At 66.3% G+C, this 18563-nt stretch carries 18 protein-coding genes and 1 pseudogene; 9 read left to right on the top strand and 10 right to left on the bottom strand.

The genetic code is table 11. From position 1 onward, the window contains the following. Nucleotides 1-13: 13 nt before the first annotated feature. The 4 genes from ACFEMD_RS05510 to ACFEMD_RS05495 all read right to left on the bottom strand — a co-directional run bounded on the left by ACFEMD_RS05510 (nucleotide 14) and on the right by ACFEMD_RS05495 (nucleotide 4304). The gene (locus ACFEMD_RS05510; protein WP_394739957.1) at nucleotides 14-916 is read right to left on the bottom strand and encodes a glycosyltransferase; all 903 of its coding nucleotides are present in this window, start codon (nucleotides 914-916) and stop codon (nucleotides 14-16) included. Continuing rightward, a complete protein-coding gene (locus ACFEMD_RS05505; RefSeq protein WP_394739956.1) occupies nucleotides 913-2106 on the bottom strand; it encodes a glycosyltransferase in 1194 nt (397 codons plus the stop codon). The genes ACFEMD_RS05510 and ACFEMD_RS05505 overlap by 4 nt, the downstream gene beginning before the upstream one ends. Continuing rightward, complete coding sequence (locus ACFEMD_RS05500) at nucleotides 2103-3287, bottom strand: glycosyltransferase family 2 protein (RefSeq protein ID WP_394739954.1); 1185 nt, start codon at nucleotides 3285-3287, stop codon at nucleotides 2103-2105. Before ACFEMD_RS05500 ends, ACFEMD_RS05505 begins: the two co-directional genes overlap by 4 nt. A 180-nt stretch (nucleotides 3288-3467) precedes the next feature. Continuing rightward, nucleotides 3468-4304 (bottom strand): universal stress protein, encoded by an 837-nt coding sequence (locus tag ACFEMD_RS05495; protein WP_394739953.1) that lies wholly within the window; start codon nucleotides 4302-4304, stop codon nucleotides 3468-3470. Nucleotides 4305-4662: 358 nt separating this feature from the next. Between ACFEMD_RS05495 and ACFEMD_RS05490 the strand changes: the two genes are divergently transcribed. From ACFEMD_RS05490 to ACFEMD_RS05480, 3 genes are all read left to right on the top strand, one after another. Further along, nucleotides 4663-4815, top strand: a complete 153-nt coding sequence (locus tag ACFEMD_RS05490) for a DUF7512 family protein (RefSeq protein WP_394739952.1) — start codon at nucleotides 4663-4665, stop codon at nucleotides 4813-4815. Nucleotides 4816-4818: 3 nt separating this feature from the next. Continuing rightward, a complete protein-coding gene (locus tag ACFEMD_RS05485) occupies nucleotides 4819-5847 on the top strand; it encodes a sulfite exporter TauE/SafE family protein (RefSeq protein WP_394739951.1) in 1029 nt (342 codons plus the stop codon). Between the two features lie 67 nt (nucleotides 5848-5914). After that, nucleotides 5915-7768 carry a cation:proton antiporter domain-containing protein gene (locus ACFEMD_RS05480; protein WP_394739950.1) on the top strand — a complete coding sequence of 618 codons (1854 nt, stop codon included), beginning with the start codon at nucleotides 5915-5917 and terminating at the stop codon, nucleotides 7766-7768. Between the two features lie 22 nt (nucleotides 7769-7790). Here the strand turns inward: ACFEMD_RS05480 and ACFEMD_RS05475 are convergent. Then, nucleotides 7791-8103, bottom strand: a pseudogene (locus tag ACFEMD_RS05475) (hypothetical protein). Nucleotides 8104-8297: 194 nt separating this feature from the next. On the opposite strand from ACFEMD_RS05475, the gene trxA reads away from it, so the two are divergent. From trxA to ACFEMD_RS05460, 3 genes are all read left to right on the top strand, one after another. Then, on the top strand, nucleotides 8298-8657 hold the full coding sequence (trxA, locus tag ACFEMD_RS05470; RefSeq protein WP_394739949.1) for a thioredoxin: 360 nt from the start codon (nucleotides 8298-8300) through the stop codon (nucleotides 8655-8657). After that, on the top strand, nucleotides 8654-9709 hold the full coding sequence (locus ACFEMD_RS05465) for an NAD(P)/FAD-dependent oxidoreductase (protein WP_394739948.1): 1056 nt from the start codon (nucleotides 8654-8656) through the stop codon (nucleotides 9707-9709). The genes trxA and ACFEMD_RS05465 overlap by 4 nt, the downstream gene beginning before the upstream one ends. Before the next feature lie 169 nt (nucleotides 9710-9878). Then, nucleotides 9879-10583 carry a sugar phosphate nucleotidyltransferase gene (locus ACFEMD_RS05460; protein ID WP_394739947.1) on the top strand — a complete coding sequence of 235 codons (705 nt, stop codon included), beginning with the start codon at nucleotides 9879-9881 and terminating at the stop codon, nucleotides 10581-10583. Here the strand turns inward: ACFEMD_RS05460 and ACFEMD_RS05455 are convergent. After that, nucleotides 10580-11527 carry a radical SAM protein gene (locus tag ACFEMD_RS05455; protein ID WP_394739946.1) on the bottom strand — a complete coding sequence of 316 codons (948 nt, stop codon included), beginning with the start codon at nucleotides 11525-11527 and terminating at the stop codon, nucleotides 10580-10582. The two genes, ACFEMD_RS05460 and ACFEMD_RS05455, sit on opposite strands and share 4 nt — an antisense overlap. 380 nt (nucleotides 11528-11907) lie before the next feature. On the opposite strand from ACFEMD_RS05455, the gene ACFEMD_RS05450 reads away from it, so the two are divergent. From ACFEMD_RS05450 to ACFEMD_RS05440, 3 genes are read left to right on the top strand one after another with little or no spacing between them, the layout of a single operon-like run. Beyond that, nucleotides 11908-12933 carry a Bug family tripartite tricarboxylate transporter substrate binding protein gene (locus ACFEMD_RS05450; RefSeq protein ID WP_394739945.1) on the top strand — a complete coding sequence of 342 codons (1026 nt, stop codon included), beginning with the start codon at nucleotides 11908-11910 and terminating at the stop codon, nucleotides 12931-12933. A gap of 35 nt (nucleotides 12934-12968) precedes the next feature. Continuing rightward, nucleotides 12969-13487 carry a tripartite tricarboxylate transporter TctB family protein gene (locus tag ACFEMD_RS05445; protein ID WP_394739944.1) on the top strand — a complete coding sequence of 173 codons (519 nt, stop codon included), beginning with the start codon at nucleotides 12969-12971 and terminating at the stop codon, nucleotides 13485-13487. 2 nt (nucleotides 13488-13489) lie between these two features. Further along, nucleotides 13490-14983 (top strand): tripartite tricarboxylate transporter permease, encoded by a 1494-nt coding sequence (locus ACFEMD_RS05440; protein ID WP_394740497.1) that lies wholly within the window; start codon nucleotides 13490-13492, stop codon nucleotides 14981-14983. 7 nt (nucleotides 14984-14990) lie between these two features. Here ACFEMD_RS05440 and ACFEMD_RS05435 read toward each other — a convergent pair whose 3' ends face one another. From ACFEMD_RS05435 to ACFEMD_RS05420, 4 genes are all read right to left on the bottom strand, one after another. Further along, nucleotides 14991-15359 (bottom strand): hypothetical protein, encoded by a 369-nt coding sequence (locus ACFEMD_RS05435; protein WP_394739942.1) that lies wholly within the window; start codon nucleotides 15357-15359, stop codon nucleotides 14991-14993. Between the two features lie 2 nt (nucleotides 15360-15361). Further along, a complete protein-coding gene (locus tag ACFEMD_RS05430) occupies nucleotides 15362-16081 on the bottom strand; it encodes a phosphoadenosine phosphosulfate reductase family protein (protein WP_394739941.1) in 720 nt (239 codons plus the stop codon). Nucleotides 16082-16557: 476 nt separating this feature from the next. Next, entirely contained in the window at nucleotides 16558-17016 is a 459-nt protein-coding gene (locus ACFEMD_RS05425; protein WP_394739940.1) for a PKD domain-containing protein, read from the bottom strand. A gap of 107 nt (nucleotides 17017-17123) precedes the next feature. Then, nucleotides 17124-18494 carry an LVIVD repeat-containing protein gene (locus ACFEMD_RS05420; RefSeq protein WP_394739939.1) on the bottom strand — a complete coding sequence of 457 codons (1371 nt, stop codon included), beginning with the start codon at nucleotides 18492-18494 and terminating at the stop codon, nucleotides 17124-17126. Nucleotides 18495-18563 lie beyond the last annotated feature (69 nt).

Raw genomic sequence — 18563 nt, 5'->3', positions numbered from 1 at the left:
GGTGGGTGGCCCGTCATCGGCCGATGAGACGTTTCACCAGTCGTTTCGCATCCATTCCGAACGCGAACGTTCGCGGCGTCACGCAGGTTGCGAGGTGGACGTACGGGAACGGGTTCGTCGGGTGGAGCCGGATCGCCCTGGCGAGCTCCCGCCGCGCCGTCGCCATCTCGCCGCGTCTCGCGTGGGTCAACCCCAGCAGATAGTGGTGGTGGGCGTGTCGACGGTCGGTCAACACGTCGCCGTGGCGCTCGACGAGCTGGGCCTTCCCCTCGCGTCTCGCCGCGACGTCGAGCGAGATCGAGTCCGCTCGCCGGTAGTGTTTCGCCAGGATCGTGCCCAGTCCGTAGAGGTCGTACTCCCGGGCCAGCCGCAGGTAGAACTCGTAGTCCTGTGAGGAGGCCATCGCCTCGTCGAGGTCGCCGACGGCGTCGAAGACGGACGCGCGAAACGTCGTCGTAATGAAGCTGCCGGGAACGTTCGCCTCGCCGAGATCCGAGCGGGCCACGCGGCCCTCGTGGGTCGCTTCCGGACCGAGGTACTCCTCGCCCCGGTAGATGTCGTAGCCGTGAAAGACGCCGCCGTAGGTCTCGGGTAACGACCCGAGGGCGGCGACGCAGGTCTCGAGCTTGCGCGGGTAGTACTCGTCGTCGGAGTCGAGGAAGGCGACGTACTCCCCGGAGGCCGCACGGATCCCTTCGTTTCGGGCGACGTTCGCCCCATTGTTGCCCTCGAGCCGGAGATACTCGATTCGGTCGTCGTCGTACCCCTCGACGACGGCCGCGGTGTCGTCGGTCGAGCCGTCGTCGACGATCACGTGTTCGAACCCCCCGTAGCTCTGTGCGAGGACGCTCTCGATCGCTCGCGGAAGCGTCTCCGCCCGGTTGTACGTCGGCGTGATAACTGAAACGGTGGTCATTTGTACTCGTCGTCGGTTCGTGCAGTTTCGTCGGTCGGTCCTGCGATGCCGTCGGTGTCCGTGGCTCCTGTCAGCTGAGCGTACGCGGCGAGCAGTCGGTCCCGCTCGACCTCCCAGCTGTACTCGGAGACGACGGCCTCGCGTCCGGCGTCGCTCATCGCCTGCCGGGTATCCGAATCCTCGAGCAGGCGTTCGATCTCCTCCGTTGCCCGCTCGAGGTCGCGTTCGGGAACGGAGACGCAGTAGTCCGAATCCGCGTAGGGCTCGAGCGACGGCACCTCGGTCAGCACGACGGGGAGGCCACAGTAGAGATACTCGAAGAACTTCGTCGGGACGTTGCGCTCGAAGCGCTCCTCGTCGACCAACAGCAGGCCGACGTCGGCCGCCGAGAGATAGGAGAAGATCTCGTCGTAGTCGACGTAGCCGAACAGCCGGACGTGGTCGGCGATCCCCGCCTCGTCCATGTATCGTCGGGCCTCGCGCTCGATCTCCTCGTCCTGGAACGGCCCGAGTAGCCAGAGCCCGACGTCGAGCCCTCGCTCCCGAAGGCGGGCGGTAACCTGCAGCATGTTCAACAGCCCCCGCTCCCGGTCGAGTCCGCCGACGTAGGCCAGCACGTGCTCGTGGGAGCGCTCGAGGTCGACCCGGTCGGTCTCGATCCCCGCGACCTTCGGCAGGTTCCGGATCGTCTCGACGGGCGTACTCGTTCGCGAGGCGAGGCTCTCCCGGGTGGCGTCGTCGGCCGTGACGACGAGATCCAGCGGTCGGGTCAGCGCTCCCTGGATCGCCGGAAACACCCGCTGCAGAACGGGTTTGGCGGGATCGGGAATCCACTCGCGGACGCGGATCGCGTCCGCGTAGTCCTCGTGGACGTCGTAGACGACCCTCGCGTCGGTGGTCAGCGACAGCGCCAGCCCGATCGGCAACAGCTCCGGGTCGTGGACGTGGTAGACGTCGGCGTCCTCGGCTCGAGCCTCGCGGAACAGCGTCGGCAGGTTTCGCCAGCGCTCGAGCCGGGTGTCGACGTTGCCGACCGAGCGCACGTCGACGTCGTCTCGGACGATCGACTCGTCGTGGTGGACGAGCAGCGTCGTCCGGTAGCCCGCGGCCGACAGCGTCTGTAGTTGCTTGTGGAAGATGCGCGGATCGAACGGGTAGTGGACGGACGAGAGGTGAACGACGTGGGTCATGGTTCGGGGTCCTCGTTCTGGCTCGAGTCTCGAGCGGTCGTGTTCCAGGTAACGATGTTCTCTCGCCGGAGGAAGTTCCACAGGCCGACGAGCATGCCGTAGTTCGCGACGAGGAAGAAGTGGGGAACGTGGACGAGCGTCGGCGGCGAGAGCGAGGTTCGGTCGAGGACGGCGCCGGCGAGGGCGAGGGCGTAGAACGTCAGCTGCGCCCCGAGCAGCGCCAGATAGATGGGACTCGTCGAAACGAGGACGAGCGCGAGGTTCGAGAGGAGGGCGACGGCGAGCAGGATCGGTGAGAGCCACCGGAGCACCTTGTGAGAGAGGAGCTGGAACGAAAACACCGGGTATCGAACGGGGTTGAGCAGCTCGGCGTTGTTCGCGACGGTGTGCCACGATCGGGTGACGATCCGACTCCGACGGTCGAGTTCGTCGTCGACCGTCTCCTCCGTGCTCTCCCAGGCGACCGCGTCGGCGGTGTACGCGACCCGCTCGCCGTTCGCGACGATCGCCAGCGGCTCGGCGAAGTCGCTGATCGCGCCCCGCCGCAGGGGGACGTACGACGAGTTGCGGACCGCGTAGATGGCGCCGTTGCCGGTCACCGACGAGCCGACCGCCGACTCGAGGCGTTTGATCAGCGACTCGTAGCGCCAGTAGATCGACTCCCCGTCGACGTCGCTCGAGTCGCGGTACTTGAGCTCGCCGACGACACAGCCCACGTCGGGGCCGAACGACGCCACCAGCTCGCGGATCGCGTCGGGTTCGTACATGCTGTTTGCGTCCGAGAAGACGACGATCTCCTCGTCGACGGCGTCCGCGACCCGGTTCTGACACTCGGTCTTGCCGACCCGCCCCTCGATCCGGACGAGATCGACCCCCTCGTCGGCGTAGGAGCGAACGATCTCGTCGGTCCGGTCCGAAGAGGCGTCCGAGAAGACGACGATCGAGAGCCGGTCGTCGGGGTACTCGAGCTCGAGGCTGTTCTCGATCTTTTGGGCGATAATATCTTCCTCGTTGTACGCTGCGATAACGAGGGCGACCGAGGGAAGCGAGTCGGGGATCGACGAGTCGGGAGTCGGGGTCAGCCTCGCCAGCAGCGCCAGCAGCGGAATGTAGAGGAAGTACGAGTGGACCAACAGGAGAACGGAGACGACGAGTAGGGCCAGGAGCGTGAGTTCGAGCATGGTGGCGAAACGGACCGTTCAGTGGCGGATCGAAACGAGTATCCTGTCTCCGATTTGCGCCAGCGCCGAGTTCAACCTTCCGACATGGATCGAGCGTCACAGCGCTTCACGGGCCCTTACATTGCAAGCTCGGTGTGGCAAACTCGTCCGCACGATACCGGATCGTGAACACGGACGCCGTTACGCTGGCGGGATCAGCATCACGTTCCCGGTTGCTCGAGCGACGAGATCCTCGGAGACGCTGCCCAGCAACAGTCGACGGAGACGGCTGTGCCCCCGGGAGCCGACCAGTACTGTCGTCGGGTTCACCGCAGCTTCCGTGGCGAGAATCTCGTCGGCGGGGTCGCCCTGCCCGACGACGACCTCGGTGTCGATCCCCCAGTCCTCGAGCCGTGCCGCCAGCTCTCCCAGTCGCTGCTCGGGGTCGACGCCCTCGGGAAGAGCGGGATCCTTCGGCGTGGCCACGTGGACGAGCGTCGCCTCCTGCGTGGCGTGTCGCAGGTAGGAGAACGCCTCGAACGCCCGCTCGGCGTTCTCGGAGAAGTCGGTCGCGTACAGCATCCGCTGGAAGAGGTGCTGTTTGAGGACGACGGGATCGTCGACGCCGCGCTCGATCCGGTTGACCAGTAGCGGCGTCTCGGTCGTCCGGGCCAGGTTGCGCGCCGTCGACCCGATGACGCGGTTCTCGAGCGGGCTCTTCCCTCGAGAGCCGACGACCGTGAGACTCGCGCCGATCGTACTGGCGATGCCGATGATCCGCCGGTGGGGGGTCCCGCGGACGACGTGGACCTCCACGTCGAACCCGACGGCTTCGATGACCCGTCGGTACCGTCGAATCGCACGCTCTCGCCGCTTTTCGAAGTCGATTCCGGGCATTCCCGAGTGAACGTTCGACGGGACGACCGTGACCAGGTGGATCTCGCCGATCCCGATCCGACCCAGACAGTCGAGACAGGTCTCGTTCTGTATCGTCGCCTCGCTGGCCGCCGAGAGATCCGTCGCGAGTACCGCTTTCATACCCCTAGTACGGACTCGGTACTATAATATTGTTTGGCGTAACCAATACCGACTACATGAAAGCCGACTGAACGATCGACGAACCGGTGCCCGATGGGCAAGCGCGATGGGTCGGTACGACTGGAGCCCGTCCCGCTCGAGAGCGCGCGAGCGACACGCTCGAGCGCCACCGAGCTGCCGGGCCAGCGGTCCTATATCCTCGTAACGTATCCAAATATTCTCGTTGGATATCCGTGTGATTCTCTGCAGTAATATTGCCCCAAATTCCCAAAAGCGTTATACACTCGTCCCGGGTAGTGAGTAGTGAGTAGAAATCCATGACGCGCACACAACCCATATCGAACGGAGGTCGAGACGAATGATCGAGTCCGCCGGTCTCCCACCCGTCGTACAGGCGACGGCCCTCGTTAGCGTCGTCTTCGTGCAGGCCGTCGTCCTCTACGCCGGCTACGGCGTCCTCGAGCGGATCGTCTCGCCGTTGATCGATCGAGTTGCGAACGCGAGCGCGTAATCGATGGAACTCCTCGGCCTCTCTCCGGCACTGCTGGCCCTGTTCGTGAGCTTCGGCTTCATGGTCGGCGTGCTGTTCGGGTTTTTCGGGATGGGCGGGTCGTTCCTGATCACGCCGACGCTGCTGATACTGGGCTACCCTGCGCCCGTCGCGATCGGCAGCGGGCTTGCGTTTTACTTCGGTACCTCCGTTATCGCCGTACTGAAACACTACGACGTCGGACAGGTCGACTACAAACTCGGCGCCGTCCTCTTCGTCGTCCTCTCGATCGGGATCGAACTCGGGAGCCGGCTCGTCTTCGGCCTCGAGGCCCTGGGAGTCGCCGAACTCGTCACGGGCGTCGCGTACGTCGTCCTGCTGGCGGGGATCGGGCTCCTGTTTCTGCGGCGGGCCTACAGGCTCGAGGAGGCCACTGACGATGACGACGACGGAATCAGTGACGAGGAGATCCCCCCGATTGCCCGAAAGATCCAGTCCTACGAGGTGGCGCCGATGCTCTCGCTGGGCTCCGGCGGACGAGCCTCGCTGTGGACGATCCTCGGCTCCGGCGGCGGGGTCGGCCTCGTCTCCGGACTGATCGGCGTCGGCGGCGGGTTCATTCGGATGCCCGCGATCTACTACCTGATCGGGACGCCGCTGACCGCCGCCGTCGGAACGAGCCTGTTCGCCGGACTGTTCTCGGGGGCCTTCGGCACCTTCACCTACGGGATGTCCGGCGGCGTCGACCTCGCGGTCGTCTCCCTGCTGCTGGTCGGCAGCGCGCTCGGCGCGCGGATCGGTTCGGCCGCGACCGCGATCGTCGAGGAGGACGACGTGATCGTCTACTTCGGGATCATGATGCTGCTCGCCAGCGCCGGGATCGGACTCAGCGAACTCGGGAACTGGCTGGGCGTGGGTTCGCTCGACGCCCTCAGCGTCGTCCTGCTCGTCGGCTCGTCGTTCGCCGTCGCCTCGATCATCCTCTATCAGGTGCTCGCGTCGTCGAAAAAAGCCGAAACCGATACACGGTCGGCGACCGACAGTAAGGGGTAACGATGGCCACCGAGCGAGCGACCGATCGTCGCGCCGCTGCGATCGATTCACGTCCGGGTACCCGCTCGTGACGCTGATCGGCGTCGTCGCCGTCGTGCTGGCGCTCGGGGTCGTCTCCCGCGTCCTCGCGGATCGGCTCCGGATCCCGAGCGTCCTGTTTCTGATCCTCGCGGGCGTCGCGATCGGCCCGGAGGGGATCGGCCTCGTCTCGCGGGCGACGTTCGGCGAGGGACTTCCCGTGATGGTCGGCGTCAGCGTCGCGATCATCCTCTTCGAGGGCGGCTACCACCTCCGCCTCGAGAAGCTCCGGGAGAGTCCGACGGCCCTGTTGCGGCTCACGACCGTCGGCGCGGCGATCACCTGGCTGGGAACCGCGGGCGCCGTCGTCGTCTTCCTCGACACGAGCCTCGAGGTCGGCCTGCTGGTCGGCGCCCTGCTGATCGCGACCGGGCCGACGGTGATCGGCCCGATCCTGCAGGTCGTCACCGTTCGGGATCACGTCGCGGCCGTCCTCGAGGGCGAGGGCGTGCTCAACGACGTCACCGCCGCGATCCTGGTGGTCGTCGTCTTCGAGGTGCTGATCGCCGGCAACGGCGGTCCGCTGTGGCTCCTTGGCGAGTTCGGAAGGCGGCTGGCGATCGGACTGGCCGTCGGGGCTGCCGTCGCCGGCGCCGTCTGGCTGTTTCTTAGCCGGGGCAACCTCTCGCCCGGGACCGCGCCGCTGCACGCCCGACTGGTCGTCCTTGCCGGGATCGTCGTCGCCTACGGCGGCGCGGAGTTGCTCGCGAGCGAGACCGGGATCGCCGCCGCGGCGATGGCCGGCTTCGCGCTCGGCAACGTCGACCTCCCGCACCACGAGGACGTCGTCGACTTCCTGGACGATCTCTCGGTCGTCGTCCTCTCGTTTATCTTCGTCGCGCTGGCGGCGCTGATCGACTTCGGCGATATCATGACTCTCGGGCTCGCCGGGATCGCCGTCGTCGTCGCGATCACGCTCGTGCTCCGGCCGGCGGTGATCTACCTGGCGACGACCGGCGAGCGGTTCACCCGGGACGAACGGCTCTTTCTCAGCGCCGTCGGTCCTCGCGGGATCATCCCCGCGAGCGTCGCGACGCTGTTTGCCGTCGAGCTCCAGGCGCTCGGCCAGCCACAGGAGGCCCAGCTGCTCGCCGGCACCGTCTTCCTGATCATCTTCGCGACGGTCGTCCTCCAGGCCGGCCTCGCGCGACAGATCGCGACCCACCTCGGTGTTTCACCAATGCGCACGATAATCATCGGCGGGGGACGGGTCGGCCTCTCCCTCGCGGAACGGCTCGAACAGGACGGAGAGAACGTCCTCGTCGTCGACGAGGATCCCGACGCGGTCGAGCGGGTCCGCGAACGCGGAATCCGTGCGCTCGAGGGCGACGGCACCGACGCCGACGTCCTCGAGCGGGCGGGGATCGACGAGGCGAAAAACGTCATCGCGGCGACGCCCGACGACGACGCGAACCTGCTGACCTGCCAGCTCGCGCGGACCAGCTTCGACGTCGAAACCGTCGCCTCGCGGGTCAACCAGCCCGGCAACGTCGAGGCGTTCGAATCGCTGGGCGTTCGCGCGATCGACCTCTCGATGGCGACCGCGTGGTCGCTCGAGAACGTCCTCGAGCGCCCGTCGCTGTCGGCGTGGATGAACGAACTCGGCCGAACGGGCGATGTCCAGGAGATCGAGGTGACGGCGACGGATCTCGTCGGAAAGACGATCGCCGAGCTCAACGCCGAGATCCCCGACGGCTGTCTCGTCGGACTCGTCACCCACGGCGACGGGACGACCGAGGTTCCGACCGGCGACCACGTGCTGCGCGACGGCGACCGGGTCACCTTCCTCGGGCGGACGGAGGCGGTCGACCGCGCGGTCAAGCGGTTCCATCCACACGACTGAACGGGAGTGACGGGGCGAGTCGCTAGATCGCGTCGTCCGGCTCGTGAGTCTCGGCGATCCGGCTCGCCTCCGTCGCGTACTGCTCCCGGAGCTCCGGATCGTCCACGGAGCCGAGGTTCGACGGGGCGACGGTCACCGCGGCCGTCGTCAGGCGGTCGTCGGTCGGACTCGTGAGCGCCCGCTCCGTCCGGAAGTACCGCCCGCCGTCGGGCGTCGCGTACACCAGGATGATGAGGTTCTGTTCGTCGTCGGAGTAGGGTTCGCTCGACCAGCCAGACGCGAACCGTCTCGGATCGTTCGTTCGTGGGTCGTGATACGGGTTCGTCGCCCGTAATGTTTTGTATAGTTCGAACAATTTCGACGGAGCTACCGATCGGGAGCTCAGGTACATACCAACACTTTGTTGCCGAATATCGCCTTCAACCGGGACTCATCTCTCGAGAGAGCGCGATTCCATCGAGCGAGTGTTGTACTATATTGCACACTACCTACAAAACCTTTAAGCGCCTCCGGTCCGTACGAAGAGGTGATGACAACCGATGCAACCAGTCCCTCGGCGGACGGACCGACGAACGAACCGCTCTACGTCGACGGCGAGGACCACCTCGAGGCGATCGTGAGCGAACACGACGTCGTGCTCGTGGACTTCTACGCCGACTGGTGTGGCCCCTGCCAGATGCTCGAGCCCGTTCTCGACGGGCTGGCTGCCGAAACTGACGCGACGATCGCGAAAGTCGACGTCGACAGCAACCAGCAACTCGCCGCCGCCTACGGCGTCCGCGGCGTCCCCACGCTGCTCGTGTTCGCCGACGGCGAGCAGGTCGAACAGCACACCGGCGCCCTGCCGGCCGACCGACTCCGCAGCCTGATCGAGCGCTACACCGAATGAGCGAGGGAACGAACGCGGACGTCCGCAACGTCGCGATCGTCGGCTCCGGCGTCGCCGGCCTCTCGGCCGCCGTCTACGCCGCGCGGGCCGACCTCGAGCCCCTCGTCCTCGAGGGACCCGAGCCGGGCGGCCAGCTCACCCTGACCACCGACGTCGAGAACTACCTCGGGTTCCCCGAGGGCGTCGGCGGGATGGAGCTGATCCAGCGCGGGAAGGAACAGGCCGAGCGCTTCGGCGCCGACGTTCGCCACGGAACCGTCGAGGACGCGGCGCTCGAGGATCGCCCGTTCGAACTCGAGTTCGCGGACGGCGACGTCGTTCGGACGCGGGCGCTGATCGTCGCGACCGGCGCCAGCGCCCGCTGGGTCGGCGCCGACGGAGAGGACGAGCTGATGGGCTACGGCGTCTCGACGTGTGCGACCTGCGACGGCGCCTTCCACCGCGGCGACGACGTCCTCGTGATCGGCGGGGGCGACTCGGCGATGGAGGAGGCGCTGTTCCTCGCGAAGTTCGCCGACTCGGTGACGGTCGTCCACCGGCGCGACGAACTGCGCGCCTCCGAGGTGATGGCACAGCGGGCCCGCGACCACGAGAAGATCGCCTTCCGCTGGAACGCGGAGCTGCTCGAGATCCACGGCTCCCGGCAGGAGGGGGTCACCGGCGCGACGCTCGTCTCACATCCCGACGGCCGCCCGACCGAGAAGCTCGAGGCGAGCGCGGCGCCACGGGCCGCGAACGGGATCGTCGAGGAGACCGTCGACGTTGGCGGGATCTTCTACGGCGTCGGCCACGTTCCGAACACCGAGTTCCTCGAGGGCACCGGCGTCGAACTCGCCGATTCGGGCCACCTGGAGACTCTCGAGGGGATGACGACCGAGACCGCGGTCGAGGGCGTCTTCGGCGCGGGCGACGTCATGGATCCCGACTACCGCCAGGCGGTGACCTCGGCGGGTACCGGGAGCATGGCCGCCCTCGACGCGGAGGCGTGGCTCGAGTCACAGTCCGTTCGTTCGGGGTCTCGAGCGCTCGCGGGACCGACCGCACAGTCGTGAAAACGGTGGGGGAGTTGCAGCCGACCGAGCTGCATGGGGTGCGGTGTCGGTGACTCCGCCGGCTGCAATTCAAAACAAAAGCTATTGTAATAAATACTTTCTCTTTTTCTTACTAATTTGACGAACGAAAGCCTACGGCTTTAACTGAGCGAGTGCGATACCGGTTCGCATGAATGGTGTCGTCCCCGCGGCCGGGAAAGGAACGAGGCTGCGTCCGCTGACCGACGAGAAACCGAAGGGGCTCGTCGAGGTCGACGGGCGACCGATCCTGACCCACGTCTTCGAGACGCTGCTCGAGGCCGGCGTCGACGAACTCCTCGTCGTCGTCGGCTACCGCAAGGAGGCGATCGTCGACCGCTACGGCGACGCCTACGCGGGCGTGCCGATCAGCTACCTCCACCAGCGCGAACAGCGAGGACTCGGTCACGCGGTCTCGCTGGCGGAACCGCACGTCGACGGCCCGTTCGTCGTCCTCAACGGCGATAACGTCTTCCGAGGCGGAATCGGGCCCGCCCTCGAGCGCGTCGAATCCACGGGCGCGGAGGGTGCACTGCTCCTCGAGGAGGTCGACCCGGAGACGGCCCGGGAAACCGGCGTGGTCGACGTCGAGGACGGCCAGGTCAGGGAGATCGTCGAGAAGCCCGACGATCCGCCGTCCCGGCTGGTGACGACTGGCTGCTACGTCCTGCCACCCGAACTCTTCCACGCGCTCGCGCTCGCCCAGCCGTCAGACCGCGGCGAGTACGAACTCAGCGAGGCCGTCGGTCTCCTGGCGCGGGCGGGTCGACGCGTCGACGCCGTTCGGCTGCCGGGCGAACGGATCAATATCAACGCGCCCGAGGACGTCGAGCGGGCCGAACAGCTGGTCGATTAACGGAGCATCGACCGGTCGAGGTAGAGTCGCTCGAGGCCGACGTCGCGGGCGTGATCGACCACCGCGGCGTACTCGTCGACGGTGATCGGACGGTCGATCTCCGCGTAGAACTCCTCTTCGGCCGCCTTGTAGTAGGGCTGGTACTGCGCCATCACGTCGACGAACGTCTCCGTCGAGATCTCGTCGGCGAGAAACTCGAGCACCCGTTTCGCGCTCTCGACGTGATTGGGCATGACGAGGTGGCGCACGAGGAGCCCGCCCGTCGCGAGCCCGGTGTCGTCGAGCCGGAGGTCGCCGACCTGTCGGTGCATCTCCCGCAGCGAGTCGGTGACGGTAGACCAGTAGTTCGGCGCCTTCGAGTACGTCGCCGCGGCGCCGTCCTGGCCCCACTTTACGTCGGGCATGTAGATATCGACGATCCCCTCGAGCGTCTCGAGGATCTCGGGCCGTTCGTACCCGCCACAGTTCCAGACGATCGGCAGGTCCAGTCCGGCCTCGGTGGCGATCCGGACGGCCTCGACCAGATGCGGGGAGTGGTGGGTCGGCGAGACGAAGTTGACGTTGTGACAACCTCTGGCCTCGAGTTCGAGGGCCATCTCGGCGATCTCCGCGGGCGTCGCCGGCTCGCCGCGGGCCTCGTGGCTGGTCTCGAAGTTCTGGCAGAAGACGCACTTCATGTTGCAGTTCGCGAGGAAGATCGTCCCGCTCCCGTTGTGACCGCGCAGACAGTCCTCTTCGCCGAAGTGCGGGAAGTACGTCGAGACGTACGCGGTGTCGTCGACCTGGCAGGTACCGACGCGGCCCGCGGTTCGGTCGACCCCGCAGTCGTACGCACAGAGGTCGCAGTCGGCGTAGCGCTCCCAGAGGTCGTCGACCCGCGCCTCGAGCGTCTCGGGCGGAAGCGAGCGCGCGTTCGGCGTCGTCGCCGGTGAACTCGATCCCATGCGAAACGGTATCGCCGTCGATCGACAAATCCTTGCTGCAAGGTATCACAAATCACGATACTCGGCGGTATCCACCGATCGAGTGAGCAGCGAGTTCCCGAAGCGATCCCCGAGAACACCGATCGGACCCACCGCGAGGATTCGTCACTGCGGAATCCTTCATTATCTTTCTCTGCACACGCAGGCAGAACCCCCAACCCCGAAACCGGACTATCCGTACACGTACACGAAATAACATTTGGAGCGACGAGCGCCCGTCCCGACGGGTCATCGGCCCCGTCGGAGGCGGCGTTCGATTCGGTAGTCACCGGACGAGAATCGACCCGAACGCGTCCCCGATCGGGTCGGTGCGGCGGTTCCAGGGGACGAATCACTAGACAATGGCACTCACAGATCTCGGTAGACGGGAGTTTCTCGCGGCCGGCGTTACGGGACTCTCGGTAACGGCAGCGTACGGCGCCGAAGCGTTCGGCGTCACCGAACGGTTCGACGAGGCGAGAGTTACGGCGGTCGTTCCCTGGGCCCAGGGCGGGGGGACCGACCGGGCGATGCGGATCACGACGCCGGCGTGGTCCGATCGGCTCGGCATCGGGTTCGTCGTCGAGAACTACCCCGGCGGTTCGACCCAGGTCGGCGGCGAGGAGCTGTACAACGCCGACCCGGACGGCACCACGGTTGCGATGTGGAACATGCCACAGATGCAGGCGACGTGGCTGTTCCAGAACGCCCCCTACGAGATGGAGTCGTTCGACTATCTCGGCACGCACCACTGGGACCCGACGATGTGGTTCGCCCCGCCGGACCGCCCGTACGACGACCTCGAGGAGTTCGTCGAGTACGCCCGCGAGGACGGCGCGACCGTCGGGATCACCTCCGCCATCGGGAACACAGCACTGTCGGCGCTGCTGGTCGAGGATACCTACGACCTCGACCTGACGGTCGTCAACATGGAGGGCGGATCGGAGGTCCGCCAGGCCGTCCTCGCGGGCGACGTCGACGCGGGCGTCAACCAGCCCTGGGCGTTCAACCCCGACCACGTCGGCGACGTGCTCGCGCTGGGCTCTCACACAGCCGAGCCACAGGAGCTGTGGCCCGACACCCCGTCGTTCGCCGACCTCGGTCTCGAGGAGGTTCCCCTCGTCGAGGAAGGACTCGGCCAGTGGAAGCTCATGGTGGTTCCCGGCGGGCTCCGGGAGAACCACCCCGAACAGTTCGAGCGCCTCGCCGAGACCTACGCCGCGGCTCTCGAGGACGAGGCGTTCCTCGCCGAGGCCGAAAACCAGGGCGGTCTCGACGAGATCCTCGAGTACCACGGCCCCGACGAGACCGAGGCCGAAGTCGAGGAGACCTCACAGTTCATGGAAACGTACGCCGACGTGGTCGAGAACTTCATCTACGATCGATAACGACGATGACGAGAATCACGCCGCCGACGATGACGATGAGTACCGGTTCGCGAACGCTCGAGGTCGACACGGGCGAGCTACTGTTTCCGGGGCTCGTCCTGGCGTTCTGCCTGTTCTACTACTGGGATACGCGCGCGCTGCCCGAGCTCTCGATGCTGTACGCGGGGCCACTGCTGTACATAACCATCGCGCTTGCGGTCGTGACCGTGGCGGTCCAGGCCGTCTCCGTCGGCGACGGTAACGACGATGATGACAGCGACGACGGCGACGGCGGTGTCGAGAGCGCGGCGGCCGCGTTCGACCCCGACACCGATCTCGAGGACGACGGGGAGGCCGTCTTCACCGTGCGAAGCGCGGCGATACTGATCGCGCTGACTGCCGGCTACATCATCGCACTCGAGCCGATCGGCTTTCTCGCTACGACGGTCGCCTTTCTCGCGGCCACACTGTACCTGTTCGGCGAGCGCAACCCGCTCGCGCTCGCGGGGTACTCGCTTGGCTTCGCGATCGGCGTCTGGCTCGTGTTCGTCCAGTGGCTAATGATTCCCCTGTGACCATGCTCGGAGCGCTCTTTCCCGCGGCGATCGACGGCGCGTTCGGCATCCTCTCGAGCCCGTACGTGCTGTTCGCGATCCTGCTCGGAACGGCGGTCGGGATCGTCTTCGGGGCGATTCCCGGGTTCTCCGCGACGATGACGATCATCCTCTTTACCCCCGTGACGATCCCGTTCGAGCCGACCGTCGCGCTGATCTTTCTGGTCTCGGCCTACGGCGGGGCCATCTACGGCGGCTCGATCCCGGCGATCCTCATCAACACCCCCGGTGCGCCGGGTTCGATCGTCACCTGCTGGGACGGGTACGAGCTCACGAAACAGGGCCGAGCGATCTACGCGCTCGCCGTTTCGGCGATCGTCTCGGGACTCGCGGGACTGATCGCGGCGACGTTCCTGCTCGTGTTCGCCCCGCCGATCTCCGACTTCGCGCTCAACTTCGGCAACCCGGAGATGTTCCTGCTCGCGGTGTTCGCCCTGACGATCATCCCCGCGGCGAAAGGGTCGTCGCTCTCGAAGGCCCTGCTCGCCGGGGCGTTCGGGCTGCTGATCGGAACGATCGGAAACGATCCGCAGCTCGCCCAGCCCCGCGCCACGTTCGGTCAGACGGCGCTGCTCGAGGGCGTCGACTTCGTCGTCGTCCTTATCGGGCTGTTCGTGCTGGCGGAGGTGTTCTGGCTGGCCTACCGCGGAACCGTCGTCACAGGTGGAAACACCATCCAGCGTGGAGCTTCCGAGGTGTACGACGCGGCTCGAGCGGTCGTCTCGCGGCCGGTCGGGTTCGTCCGCGGCGCGCTCATCGGGACGTTCATCGGCTCGCTGCCCGGCGCCGGCGCCGACGTGGCGAACTTCGTCTCGTACAACGAAGCCAAGCGCTGGGCGAACGACGAGCTCGCCGACCGGTTCGGCACCGGAATCATCGAGGGCGTCATCGCGGCGGACTCGAGCAACAACGCCACCCAGGGCAGCGCGCTGATCCCGACGCTCACGCTCGGTATCCCCGGCAGCGGTGCGACGGCGGCGCTGCTGGGTGCGATCGCGCTCCACGGACTCAACCCCGGTCCCGGCCTGTTCGACGCCTCGGGCGACATCGTCTACGCGATGATCCTGTCGCTGTTCGTCGGCAACGTCCTGATTCTCGTCTACGGACTCGCCGGCTCGCAGTACTTCGGGAAACTGGCATACATTCCTATCCGCTATATCATTCCGTCGGTCGCGGTGCTCGCGGTCGTCGGCGGCTTCGCGGTCCGGAACGCGCCCGTCGACCTCTACATCGTGCTTCTGTTCGGGCTGCTGGGCGTGTTGTTCGTCGTCTACGACTACCCGCTGGTCAGCCTCGTGCTGGGGGTGATTCTCGGAGACATCGCCGAGTCCGGGTTCGTCACCGGCTGGCTGCTGACCGGAGAGAGCCCCACCGCGTTCCTCTTTAACAGCTCCATCGCGGTCGGCCTGCTCGCGCTCATCGCGCTCTCGCTGGTCGTGACCGCGATCAAGAATTAGGGTGAGGTTACGTCGCGTCGGCGACCGCGACGACCTCGTCGGAGCGCTCGAGGTCGCCGAACTCGTCCTCGGCGTGCTGGTCGTGGAACTCGAGGCGCGAGCGCGTCCAGGAGTCGGGCTCGAGCTCTTCGGCGGCGATGACGCCCTCTCGAGCCGGCAGGTCGAGTTCGTCGACCGCTTCGTCGTCCGCCAGCACCGAGTAGCGGATGCTGCCGCCCTCGACACCTCCCTGGACGGAGCTAGGGAGGTGGAGCGGGCGCCTGATCGAGACGGGTAGTTCGGTTTCTTCGTCCAGGTAGAGGACGAGTTCGTCGTCGTCGGTCCTCCTGAGCAGGTGATCGACGATCTCGTCCGGGGACTGCTTATCGACCGTCATCGTCAGTCGCCGGCCTCCTCCGGTTCCGTCCCGTCGCCGACCCGACGGATGCTGTCGTAGGCAAAGAGCGGGTCGCCGTCGAGGGTACACTGCTTACAGCCGAGACACTCGAACCCCTCGTCGTAGAGGTCGTTGTAGGGGATCTCTCGACGCTCGTGGTACTCCCAGACGTCCTCGGTCGTCCAATGGACGATCGGGTTGATCCGCGTTACCGCCTCTTTTTCCTCGAAGAAGTCGAGGTGCTTTCGCCACTCGTAGCTCCCCTCGCCCTCGCCGTCGTCGAGCCCCTCGTCCATCCGGTAGCCAGTGATCCAGCCGTCGTGGCCGTCGACCATCCGCTCCATGGGCGCCGACTTGAGCGTCTGACAGCAGAGTTCGGGCTTGCGCTGGTTCACGCGCGGACCGTGTTCGGCGACGAGCTCCTCGTAGCTCGAGTCGGGTTCGTACGTCTCGAACTCGACCCCGTAGCGGTCCTCGAGGGTGGCTTTCATCTCCCAGGTCGACTCGAAGTGGTTCCCGTGGTCGAGAAAGGAGAGGGTGACGTCGTTCTCGAGGTCGGCATCCGACCTCGCGAGGAGGTCGAGAACGGCGTTCGAGTCCTTCCCGAAGCTGCAGGTGAAGGTCGGATCGTCGAACCTGTCCCACGCCTCGTCGAGCACCTCGAGGGACTTCTCGAGCTTCTCGTCGAAGCTGGCGGATTCGATATCGATCTCAATCGACATTGGCTGGGAGGGTGAAACGACTGTGCTGAACGCGCCGGTACGACGGATTGTGGATCATAGTACGTGTTAGTTCCGAAGCGTCTTAGGACATTATCGGGCTACGCAAGTGCATTGTGCCTGCAGATCCGGGCGACTCGAGTAGCGGGTCAACGGCGCCGAAAACGGCAGGGTCGACGGATTCGGGACGGCGATGAAATCGTTGTGCGAGTGAAACCAAAGACGCCAGATATCCGCGGGAGAGCGGTCGGGAAAGCTGGCGAGGCTCCGTCTCGAGAGAGTGGCTGCCATGAACACAGTGCCTCGTGTGAACACGGCTGATGAGGCCGGTAGTCGAACCACAAGTGGGGGGCTTTCCGCCGACCGGCCTGATCGGAGCCGACGACGGGATCGGGTTCGCCCGTTCGCGCGATCCACCGCTCGGCTGGGCCCAGCGGAGATCGGTTGCGGACTGACACTGAGAGGTCCGGCTGCCGCCGTTACTCGACGACGAGGTCGCCGATCTGGTTCGTCTCGTGGTACTCGCAGACGTAGGTTACCATCTCGGGCTCGGCCGTAAACTCGAGCGAGTCGCTCTCGCCCTCGTCTTCGATGCTGTCGGTCGCCAGATCGTCGACGAGTTCGTCGTCCTCGTCCCAGATCTGGAGGTCGTGGGCGACGCCGTCGGCGTTGATCCACTCCATCGTGTACTCCTCGCCCTCCTCGAGGACGAGCGTCGGGTTCTCCTCCCCCTCGATCTCGCTCGGCTCGAGGCCCTCCCAGTGCGAGGAGTAGCCGTCGAGGACGATCTCGGTGCCGGCCTCGATCTCGAACTCGCCGTCGGCGCCGTTCTCCTCGTCGTCGCCGTTATCGTCGTCGCCGGCGCACCCGGCGAGCGCAATGGCGATCGTCGATGCTCCCGCGGCCTTCAGTACCGTTCGGCGCGTATGATCGGTCATTGTCCTCGTTTCGGTGTAACCGCCGACGCGTGTTCAAAAGTAGAGCCAGTTCCCGAGAGGTGGGAAATTCGAACGAGTAGAGATGGACGTGTCTCTCGGCGAGGGTGTTATCGGTCGTGAGCGTCGTCGATCGCCTCCGCGTCATCCGATCGAATCGACTCGAGGTCGTAGTGGTCCTCGGGGCCCGCGTTGTCCTCGCCTCGGGCCGGCTTGGCCGACAGCTCGAGGACATGTGCGCCGCTGACGCTGTCGCTGACGAGGACGAACTCGCGTTCGTCATTGTAGACGGCGCTCCAGACGAACGGCGGCGTCGACGGGGCGACCGTCTCCTCGAGCGCCTCGGCCTCGTCGACGCCGCCGAGGGTCGCGAATCGCTCGGTCGGTATCGGGTTCGTCGGATCCGTCACGTTCGCGACCCACGCACCCTGGCGGTAGCCGCCGTCGACGAGCAGCGCCTCGTCGTCGGCGTGGACGAGGTCGTGAAAGTGGGTCGTCCACCAGAACGCCTCCGAGGAATCCATCTCGCGTGCGTCGGGCGCGTGCGTGAACCCGATCGGCTCCGGATCGTCGAGCGAGCCTTCGTCCCACCCGATGTCGAAGACGTGTTTTCCGCCGGGGACGCCGGTTTCGATCTCGTCGCCGACGATCACGAGATCGCGCTCGGGATCGGGGTGGGCCTGGTGGCAGAGTTCGAACCCCGGCTCGCCGATCGTCTCGTAGTCGGGCCGATCGGCGTACTCGAAGTGGCTCCGCACCGTCGGCCGCAGCGGGTCGTCGACGTCGTAGACGACGTACCCCTCGCCGGGACCCATGATGTACGCCGCGTGCAGGACCTCCCGAACCGGATCGTACTCGAGGTCGTGACACCCGCCCGCGGGGCCGACTGCGTCGACGAGCTCCGGTGCCGCGGGGTCACCGACGTCGACTGTGATGACGCCGATGTCGACGTTCGGGTCGAGGTCGACGAGGTAGAGCACGGGCTCTTCGGGGTGGGTGGTCAGCTTGTGGACGCCCGTGTTCGGCGTCTCGAGGCGGGCGATCCGCTCGGGCTCCGTCGGGGTTCCCTCGGCCCAGCCGAAGTCGATCACCTCGAGTCCCTCCCGTCCGTTCGCGCCGTCGGCTTCCTGTGACCGGTAGTAGATCCCCTCTCGAAGCGCGTCGAACTTGACGTCGTTCGACCGCGTCTCCGGGTTCGCGCTCTCGAGCTCGTGTGCTACCGTCGGCTCGTCGAGCTCCGAGAGGTCGACGAGCGTGCTCGCGACGTCGCTTTCTGCCGTCGGAAAGCTCCCGAGGACGCCCCACCGACCGTCGTCGCTCGCGTGGCCGAACGTGTACATCGGCGACTCGTTCCCGAGCGCGTGACCTCGCGGGTCGACACGGCCGGGCTCGCCGTCCTCGTCGGTGGCCGAACAGCCCGCGATCGGGAGCGACAGCGAGAGCGCGGTGCCGGCGGTCGACAGGAGTCGACGGCGGTTCATACCCCCTTCTCCGGACACCGCGGGAAAAAGCGTTGTTCCCCAGCGGCTCGTCCTCGACGGTGCGAAACG

Origin of the sequence: Natronococcus roseus (assembly GCF_043677095.1) — an archaeon.
In the GTDB taxonomy this organism is placed as follows: Archaea; Halobacteriota; Halobacteria; order Halobacteriales; family Natrialbaceae; genus Natronococcus; species Natronococcus roseus.
The sequence above is the reverse complement of the archived record's forward strand: the minus strand, read 5'-3'. Positions and strand labels throughout refer to the sequence as shown.

Bases quoted from the DNA above. Each gene is read 5' to 3' on its own strand.
- ACFEMD_RS05510 (WP_394739957.1), bottom strand. From the start codon at position 916: ATGACCACCGTTTCAGTTATCACGCCGACGTACAACCGGGCGGAGACG.
- ACFEMD_RS05505 (WP_394739956.1), bottom strand. From the start codon at position 2,106: ATGACCCACGTCGTTCACCTCTCGTCCGTCCACTACCCGTTCGATCCG.
- ACFEMD_RS05500 (WP_394739954.1), bottom strand. From the start codon at position 3,287: ATGCTCGAACTCACGCTCCTGGCCCTACTCGTCGTCTCCGTTCTCCTG.
- ACFEMD_RS05495 (WP_394739953.1), bottom strand. From the start codon at position 4,304: ATGAAAGCGGTACTCGCGACGGATCTCTCGGCGGCCAGCGAGGCGACG.
- ACFEMD_RS05490 (WP_394739952.1), top strand. From the start codon at position 4,663: ATGATCGAGTCCGCCGGTCTCCCACCCGTCGTACAGGCGACGGCCCTC.
- ACFEMD_RS05485 (WP_394739951.1), top strand. From the start codon at position 4,819: ATGGAACTCCTCGGCCTCTCTCCGGCACTGCTGGCCCTGTTCGTGAGC.
- trxA (WP_394739949.1), top strand. From the start codon at position 8,298: ATGACAACCGATGCAACCAGTCCCTCGGCGGACGGACCGACGAACGAA.
- ACFEMD_RS05465 (WP_394739948.1), top strand. From the start codon at position 8,654: ATGAGCGAGGGAACGAACGCGGACGTCCGCAACGTCGCGATCGTCGGC.
- ACFEMD_RS05460 (WP_394739947.1), top strand. From the start codon at position 9,879: ATGAATGGTGTCGTCCCCGCGGCCGGGAAAGGAACGAGGCTGCGTCCG.
- ACFEMD_RS05455 (WP_394739946.1), bottom strand. From the start codon at position 11,527: ATGGGATCGAGTTCACCGGCGACGACGCCGAACGCGCGCTCGCTTCCG.
- ACFEMD_RS05450 (WP_394739945.1), top strand. From the start codon at position 11,908: ATGGCACTCACAGATCTCGGTAGACGGGAGTTTCTCGCGGCCGGCGTT.
- ACFEMD_RS05445 (WP_394739944.1), top strand. From the start codon at position 12,969: ATGAGTACCGGTTCGCGAACGCTCGAGGTCGACACGGGCGAGCTACTG.
- ACFEMD_RS05440 (WP_394740497.1), top strand. From the start codon at position 13,490: ATGCTCGGAGCGCTCTTTCCCGCGGCGATCGACGGCGCGTTCGGCATC.
- ACFEMD_RS05435 (WP_394739942.1), bottom strand. From the start codon at position 15,359: ATGACGGTCGATAAGCAGTCCCCGGACGAGATCGTCGATCACCTGCTC.
- ACFEMD_RS05430 (WP_394739941.1), bottom strand. From the start codon at position 16,081: ATGTCGATTGAGATCGATATCGAATCCGCCAGCTTCGACGAGAAGCTC.
- ACFEMD_RS05425 (WP_394739940.1), bottom strand. From the start codon at position 17,016: ATGACCGATCATACGCGCCGAACGGTACTGAAGGCCGCGGGAGCATCG.
- ACFEMD_RS05420 (WP_394739939.1), bottom strand. From the start codon at position 18,494: ATGAACCGCCGTCGACTCCTGTCGACCGCCGGCACCGCGCTCTCGCTG.